Genomic DNA, 6,758 nt, shown 5'->3' with positions numbered 1-6,758 from the left:
CCAGCTGGTCACCGAACTCCGCAACATCCCCGGAAAACGACACGGTCGCCGCAACCTCTCAATCGAGAGTGTTGCGACGACCGCATGAACCCAAGTTCCCGCCGGGGGCCGAGTTCGTTTCCCGTTCAGGGCAGCGGCGCACCCAAGGGATAGGCGACCGGATGCCGGGGTTGATAGAGCAGCATCGTCCCGGCGCCTGGAATGCGCATGCCGATGCAGCGGCCGAAGGCCCGCTCCGCGATATCGCCCTCGAAGTGCGCTCCGCGCTGCGCCAAATCGGCAATGGTGTGGTCCAGGTCGTCGCACATGAGCGAAATCTCGTGCGTCGGTGGACCATCGGCCGGATGCACCCCCAGCTCACTGGGCCCGGTTCCGAAAATGAGCCAGCCGTCATTGGCATCGACATTCGGCCAGCGCAGCACATCGCGGAAAAACGCGCGTGCCGCGTGGGGATCTTCCGCGTAGACCAGGGTGTGCACAGCGGTGATCATGGGGCTGATCGTAGGTGAGCGCGGCCCGTGTCCGTGGCTCAACCAGCGAGGTGCTGTGGCTCGGCCGGTCCCCGATGGTCGGCGGTGCGCAAGACGACCAGACCGACAACAAGTGTGGTCGCGGCCGCGATGCATACGGCGGTGGTGATCAGCGAGGGCACCGAGCGTGCCAGCGACAGCATGAGCGTCACCTCGACCACGAGTCCGACCCAGGTCACTGCGGCGAGCGAGGTCCGGTCCACCGCGATCGCCGACAACAGCGCTCCTTGCAGCACCGCGAGGATGGCGCCCTGCAGCGCGAAGACCCACAGCAGGCCCTCGATCGGCGCATAGTCCCGTCCCGCGAACAACGGTGCCAGCGGTGCCGCAACGGCCGCGCCGAGCACCGCGACCACCCCGATGCCGGACAGCACCGCGAGCGCGTCCCGGATCGCACGGGCCGAATGCGTCGGCTGCGCCATCCGTGGGTACAGCACCACACCGACCGCCTGCGGCAACCAGAAGGCGATCTTCGCGGCAATGGCGCCCAGGGCGTACCGGCTGGCGTCCACCTCACCCAAGACGATCCGCGCAACGATCAGGTCGGCCGACGACAGTGCCATCAATGCCGCCTGGGCCTGCGCGGCCCGCAGCACCGGGAGTACGCCGACGAAGCTCGGATCGCGGTCGAGGGCGTCGAGTGCCTCGCGGTCGGTACCCGACCGCGGCGGAGGTGACCCGACCACACACCGCGCGAAAACCGCCGCCGCGGCGATCCCGAGCGCCGCCGCGCACAGGGCACCAGCCGCACCACCACCCAGCCCGAGCACCGCGAGCGCGGGCGCCACCCGCGCCACCCCGGCCGTGCCGAGGACGACAGCCAATGCCCGAAACCGCCTGCCGCCCTGCAGCATCCCTTGCTCACCGGACAGCACCACCAACGCCGGCGCCGCACCGAGCGCGGCGGCCGACGCCGCGGCTGTGACACTCAGTGCCGCGGTCACCAACGGCGCCAGCACCGCCGCGACCACCGCGACGATCACCGCGCATCGCCACTGCAATCCGCGCAGCGCCGCGACGCTCGCGCCACGCACCAACTCCCGTGCCACTACATTCTGTAAAGCCAGCGCGGGCACCGCACACAACAACTGCACCGCGAGCAGGCTGGCGAACTCGCTGTACCCCGTAACTCCCAGCCACCGCCCGGCCAGCAACTGCAGCAGATACCCCGCCACATTGGCGGTCATGGCTCCCGCTGTCACCAACGTCAGATCCGCCACAACGGGTAGGCGACGGACATCAGGCACGTAGCCATCGTCCCACTTCATCGGCCATCACCTCCGCCCCGCCCCGGCCGTCGGCACCCGGCACCCAGCCACGGCCAGGCAGGGCCGGGGCCAGGGCGAGGAGGCAATGCACCACATCGCCTACATCGCTCCCCGCACCTGGATTTGCCCCGGCAACGCCGGGGGTCGCGACCGGGACGTAGGGTCGACAACCGTGAGTGACGGGCAGGCTCGGCGCGACCGGTGGGCGAGGTTGGTTCCCGCCGGCTACAGCGCGATACTGGCGTTGCTCATCACCGGTCCGCTGCTCGGCTCCGGCTATCTGCTGTTGCGCGATGCGGTGAGCACGCCGCGTTCCTATCCGACGGACTCCGCACTCGGTCTCGGCGACGCCGCTCCGCGGGCCGTCCCGCAGGACGCGCTGATCGCGGTGCTGTCGCCGATGGTCGACGGCGGCCTGATCGTCAAGGCGATACTGCTCGTCGCGCTGTGGGCCGCCGGATACGGCGCTGCGATACTGGCCCGTGAACTGCTTCAGGTGACCACAGCCCCACAACTGGTGGCCACCACTGTCGCACTGTGGAACCCCTACGTGGCCGAACGCCTGCTGCAAGGCCATTGGAGCCTGCTGGCCGGATACGCCGCACTCCCCTGGACAGCGTTGGCCGCCTACCGAATTCGATCATCCACCCCACTGCGCCGATCGCGCGGCGCACGCCGACCCGCCGACCTCGAACTCCCCACCGATCGTCCAGAGAACGATTCTCCTGGGGGAAGGGGCGGAAGGCTCGCCGCGGTCGGTCCATGGGGGGCGTTGGCCGCGTGCCTCGCCGCTGCGGGGCTCACGCCGACAGGCGCGCTGTTGGCAGGGTGCCTGGCACTGGTGCTGGTCGGCCGCCGGAACATGGCGGGGACGGTGGTGCTGCTACTGGCCACGTCCGCGCCGTGGTTGACCGCGACAGCACTGTCCACAGCGGGTTCCGAGCCCTCCGACCCGGCAGGCATTGCCGCCTTCGCCGCTCGCGCCGAACCCGGCCTCGGCACATTCGGTAGCTTGGCCGGGCTCGGCGGAATCTGGAATTCGGATGCCGTTGTGAACTCCCGCACCACCCTGCTCGCCCTCGTCGGCACCTTTTTCCTGGTCGCGATTGTCGCGACGGGCGTCCGCGCCGTTGTCGACGGAAATGCCTCTGCGGAAACTCCATTCATCGCAGACAGCCAACGCGCAGGCGTACAGACACGGCGGCGACTGTTGGTCTCGGCCGCCGTCGCCATCGTGCTGCCCGCGTTGGGCGCGACGGCATGGGGCATGGACGTGCTCGAGTGGCTCGTTACCTCGGTTCCTGGCGCGGGTCTGCTTCGCGACACACAGAAATACGTAGCGCTCGCGATGCCCGCATATGCGCTGTGCGCGGCGGCCGGATGCAATGCCCTCGCCCAGTTGTTCGCATCGAAAGACCGCGCGGCGGCGGATACCGCACAGTCACAACCGCTTTGCCAGTCCATGGATGAGATGCCAAGGGCTGCGACGACGGCAGCGGCCTGCGCAGTCGCGCCGATGGGGCGCGCGACGACGGCCGTAATATCGCTGACCGCAACGATATTCATCGCGCTACTGACCCTGCCGCTGTTCGATCTCGGATGGGGCGTGAGTGGCGCGATCCGGCCCGTGCACTATCCGATCGGGTGGCAGCGGGTGGCGGAGCGAATGGACGGGCCCGGTGATGTCGCGGTGCTGCCCGGCGGCATGTTCCGCCGGTTCCCGTATAGCGGTCGCACACCAGTTTTGGACCCGGCGCCACGGATGCTTCCCCGCGATGTCCTGCAGACCGGCGAGCTTCCGGTGCACGGCCGCACCGTCGCGGGCGAGGGCGCCCGCGCGCGGGAAGTCGAAAGTCTGCTGCTGCGCGGCGGGCCGGCAACAGACCTGGCCGAACTGGGCGTCGGCTGGGTCTTGCTGGAGCGCACCACCCCCGGCCCGCTCGGCGAATCGAAAAATACTCTCGCCCAACTGAATCCGGTCTTCAGCGACACCCATCTCGCGCTGTACCGAGTGCCCGACGCCGCCCACCGCGACACCGAATCCACACGCCGTGCCGTCTCCGCGGTCGCCCACCTCTTGTGGGCCGCCTTACTCATCGGCGGCCTTCTCCTGGCATCCCGGTCACGTCGAACACCACAACACCAGTAGCCGACCGCCCCGATACACCCGTCATCCGATCACATGCAACCTCCCAGACCGGCGCGCGACGTCGGCGCCGGAGCGGAAACCATTCCGCCGAAGCGCTGACGTCAGGATCCGAGCGATGCTCGTGCCACGGCGCATCCAGGCCCGGCGGGATGGTCACGGACCGAGCAAGACCGTCACAGCCATAGCCACCGACCAGCGGGAAGGTATCAGGGACCGGGCGGGAGGAGACCAGCGGTGTGTTGGCCCCTGGCGGCCGCGGCGAGGACTTGGTAGACGCCTTTTCCTGTTTGTTCCCAAGAGAATTCGTTGGCGCGTGCGCGGGCTTTTTCGCCCATGACGGTGCGGGCCTCGGTGTCGTCGATGAGGTCACCGACCGAGTCGGCGAGTTGGGCGACGTCGTCGACGAGCAGACCGGTCACGCCGTCGACGATGGAGTCGGTCAGGCCGCGGGAGCTGCGGTAGCCGATGGTGGGGACGCCGTGTTGGGCGGCTTCGATGACGGCCAGGCCCCAACCCTCTTTGCGGGAGGGCAGGACGTGCACCCAGGCGTGGGCGAGCAACTCGTGCTTGCGGCGTTCGTCCACATGGCCGTGGAAGGTGACCGCGTCGGCGATGCCGAGGTCAGCGGCGTCGGTCTTCAGGTTGTCGGCCCACCAGCCGTCACCGATCACGTCCAGGTGCAGGCCGGGAATGCGGGTGCGCAGCCGGGCGACGACGGCCAACGCGTCTTCGATCTGCTTGTGCGGCACCAGACGGGAGAGCACCACGATGCGGGGGTCCGGGGTGCGCGTCACCGCGGCACCGGTCGGTGCGCCCGCGGGGACGGGCTCGGCGCCGTTGCGGACCACCGCGATACGCGACCGGTCGACCCCGAGCGTGGCAAGTTCCTCAGCCGAAGGCAGCGAGACGGTCAGGTATTGGTTGCGACGATGCACCCGCGGGGACAGCCGCGACTCGATGAACCAGCCGATCCGGCCGACCAGGCGACCGGCGACCGGCCATTGCTCGCGATGCCCGTGATGGACGAGCACAACCGATGGCGCGCTGGTCGCGGCGGCCGCGAAGAACGGGATGCCGTTCTGAGTGTCGATGACCGCGTCGGGTCGCAGCCCGCGCAGCGGCCCGAGACCGAGCCTGCCGAGCACGATGGCGGCCAAGGCCCGCGGATACACCGAGTAGCGCCCACCGGCCCGACTGATGTCGATGCCGTCGATGCGTTCCCGCTTCGGCGCGCCGGGATACTGCGCGGTGCGCAATGTGACCTTGACGCCGCGCGCGGCGAGCTGCGCGCCGACCTGCTCCAGGTACCGTTCACTGCCGCCGCCCTGCGGGTGCCCGGTGTCACGCCAGCACAGCAGGAGGACTTCGCGCACGATAGAGCTTCTCTCGGTCGGCAGGTCCCGATCGGGGACGTCGGATATCGCCCAACACCCTAACCTGTGCATGCGTCCACATCCTGCCCACCGGCCCAGATATCGCGTATTGCCCCCTCCGGTGGCAGTGGTTGGAGCGAATTGCGGGCGTTATGCGAGACTCTCCGCCGTGCCGAGAGCTGAAAGTACGCCAGCGGACGCCGCGGCGGCAGGCTCGCCGCGGCGGGCCGGACGCGCCGCATCCCGGTTTGCGCGGCGGGCAACATTGCGGCGGTCGATGCGATTACTCGGCAGCTTCCGGTTCGAGCAGAGCGATCCCGCGCTGTTCTACGGCGAGCTGGCCGCCGACAGTGCGGCGATGATCGGCGACTTCTATGCCGATGTCACCGGACGCGGACTGCGGGACGCGACCATTCTCGATGTAGGCGGCGGTCCCGGCTATTTCGCCGACGAGTTCATCAAGACCGGCGCGCGATACCTCCCGGTGGAGCCGGATCCGTCGGAGATGCACGCCGCCGGGTTGTCGGTGTCGGGTGCGGTCCGCGGGTCGGGGATGGCACTGCCGTTTCGCGATGACGCGGTGGATATCTGCTTTTCCTCGAATGTGGCCGAGCATGTCCCGCACCCGTGGCTGATGGCCGACGAGATGGTGCGGGTGACCCGGCCCGGCGGGCTGATCGTGCTCTCCTACACGGTGTGGCTCGGCCCCTTCGGCGGGCACGAGACCGGACCGTGGCATTACCTGGGCGGGGAGTATGCGGCACGCCGGTACCAGCGCAAGCATGGGAAGGAACCGAAGAATCGCTTCGGCAAGTCGATGTTCGCCGTCACCGCGGTAGACGGATTACATTGGGCGACAACCACTCCCGCCGACGTCCGCACGATCTTCCCGCGCTATCACCCGCGCTGGGCCTGGTGGCTGGTCCGCATACCGCTGCTGCGCGAGCTGCTGGTGAGCAACCTGGTGGTCGTCGCCACCAAGAGCCGCTAAGGCTGCCGCTCCAGCCAGCCGCGCCGCCAGCTGCGCCTGCCACAGGTTCCATACGACGACTCGACCCAGGGCGATTCCTGAATGGCGAGGCCGACGGTCTCCAGCGTGGTGAGCGCGAGTAGGTCGGCTAGCATCTCCACAGTTGCCACAGCCTCCGCCGCCTGCATGGCCGCGGTGGCCTGCTCGATGGTCAGCGTGCGACCCGGTAGGAACGAAACAACCCAGCCACCCGCGCCTACGCTTTTAGCTTGATGCTCGGTTTGATCGCTCGTCATCAGCGACCGCCCGATCACTTGCACCGCCATGGCTCTGACTCCCCAACTGCGATATCGGTTCATGAATCGAGCGAGCTGATCAGTAGCTACAGCATCCCCTTTCCAGCAACAGAACGCAATAGTGCGTTCTCTGAAAAGCGAACCGACAGGTTGGAATTCACGCAGCTCAGCG

At 68.4% G+C, this 6,758-nt stretch carries 6 protein-coding genes; 2 read left to right on the top strand and 4 right to left on the bottom strand.

Features of this window, described 5'->3' with window-relative positions; all coding sequences use genetic code 11:
- Positions 1 to 125: 125 nt before the first annotated feature.
- Together AB0M74_RS27140 and AB0M74_RS27135 are read right to left on the bottom strand one after the other, a co-directional pair.
- Positions 126 to 491 (bottom strand): VOC family protein, encoded by a 366-nt coding sequence (locus AB0M74_RS27140; RefSeq protein ID WP_366529118.1) that lies wholly within the window; start codon positions 489 to 491, stop codon positions 126 to 128.
- Positions 492 to 529: 38 nt separating this feature from the next.
- Complete coding sequence (locus AB0M74_RS27135; protein WP_366529117.1) at positions 530 to 1,798, bottom strand: polysaccharide biosynthesis protein; 1,269 nt, start codon at positions 1,796 to 1,798, stop codon at positions 530 to 532.
- A 172-nt stretch (positions 1,799 to 1,970) separates the two neighbouring features.
- On the opposite strand from AB0M74_RS27135, the gene AB0M74_RS27130 reads away from it, so the two are divergent.
- The gene (locus AB0M74_RS27130) at positions 1,971 to 3,947 is read left to right on the top strand and encodes a hypothetical protein (RefSeq protein ID WP_366529116.1); all 1,977 of its coding nucleotides are present in this window, start codon (positions 1,971 to 1,973) and stop codon (positions 3,945 to 3,947) included.
- Between the two features lie 206 nt (positions 3,948 to 4,153).
- Here the strand turns inward: AB0M74_RS27130 and AB0M74_RS27125 are convergent, their stop codons facing one another.
- The gene (locus AB0M74_RS27125) at positions 4,154 to 5,320 is read right to left on the bottom strand and encodes a glycosyltransferase family 4 protein (protein ID WP_366529115.1); all 1,167 of its coding nucleotides are present in this window, start codon (positions 5,318 to 5,320) and stop codon (positions 4,154 to 4,156) included.
- A gap of 277 nt (positions 5,321 to 5,597) precedes the next feature.
- Here AB0M74_RS27125 and AB0M74_RS27120 point away from each other — a divergent pair, with 277 nt between their 5' ends.
- Entirely contained in the window at positions 5,598 to 6,311 is a 714-nt protein-coding gene (locus AB0M74_RS27120; protein WP_366529128.1) for a class I SAM-dependent methyltransferase, read from the top strand.
- On the opposite strand, the gene AB0M74_RS27115 is transcribed toward AB0M74_RS27120, so the two are convergent.
- A complete protein-coding gene (locus tag AB0M74_RS27115; RefSeq protein ID WP_366529114.1) occupies positions 6,308 to 6,616 on the bottom strand; it encodes a hypothetical protein in 309 nt (102 codons plus the stop codon). The two genes, AB0M74_RS27120 and AB0M74_RS27115, sit on opposite strands and share 4 nt — an antisense overlap.
- Between the last annotated feature and the right edge of the window lie 142 nt (positions 6,617 to 6,758).

The organism is Nocardia sp. NPDC051463 (assembly GCF_040681975.1).
Taxonomy (GTDB): Bacteria; Actinomycetota; Actinomycetes; order Mycobacteriales; family Mycobacteriaceae; genus Nocardia.
The sequence above is the reverse complement of the archived record's forward strand: the minus strand, read 5'-3'. Positions and strand labels throughout refer to the sequence as shown.

Bases quoted from the DNA above. Each gene is read 5' to 3' on its own strand.
- AB0M74_RS27115 (WP_366529114.1), bottom strand. From the start codon at position 6,616: ATGGCGGTGCAAGTGATCGGGCGGTCGCTGATGACGAGCGATCAAACC.
- AB0M74_RS27135 (WP_366529117.1), bottom strand. From the start codon at position 1,798: ATGAAGTGGGACGATGGCTACGTGCCTGATGTCCGTCGCCTACCCGTT.
- AB0M74_RS27140 (WP_366529118.1), bottom strand. From the start codon at position 491: ATGATCACCGCTGTGCACACCCTGGTCTACGCGGAAGATCCCCACGCG.
- AB0M74_RS27120 (WP_366529128.1), top strand. From the start codon at position 5,598: ATGCGATTACTCGGCAGCTTCCGGTTCGAGCAGAGCGATCCCGCGCTG.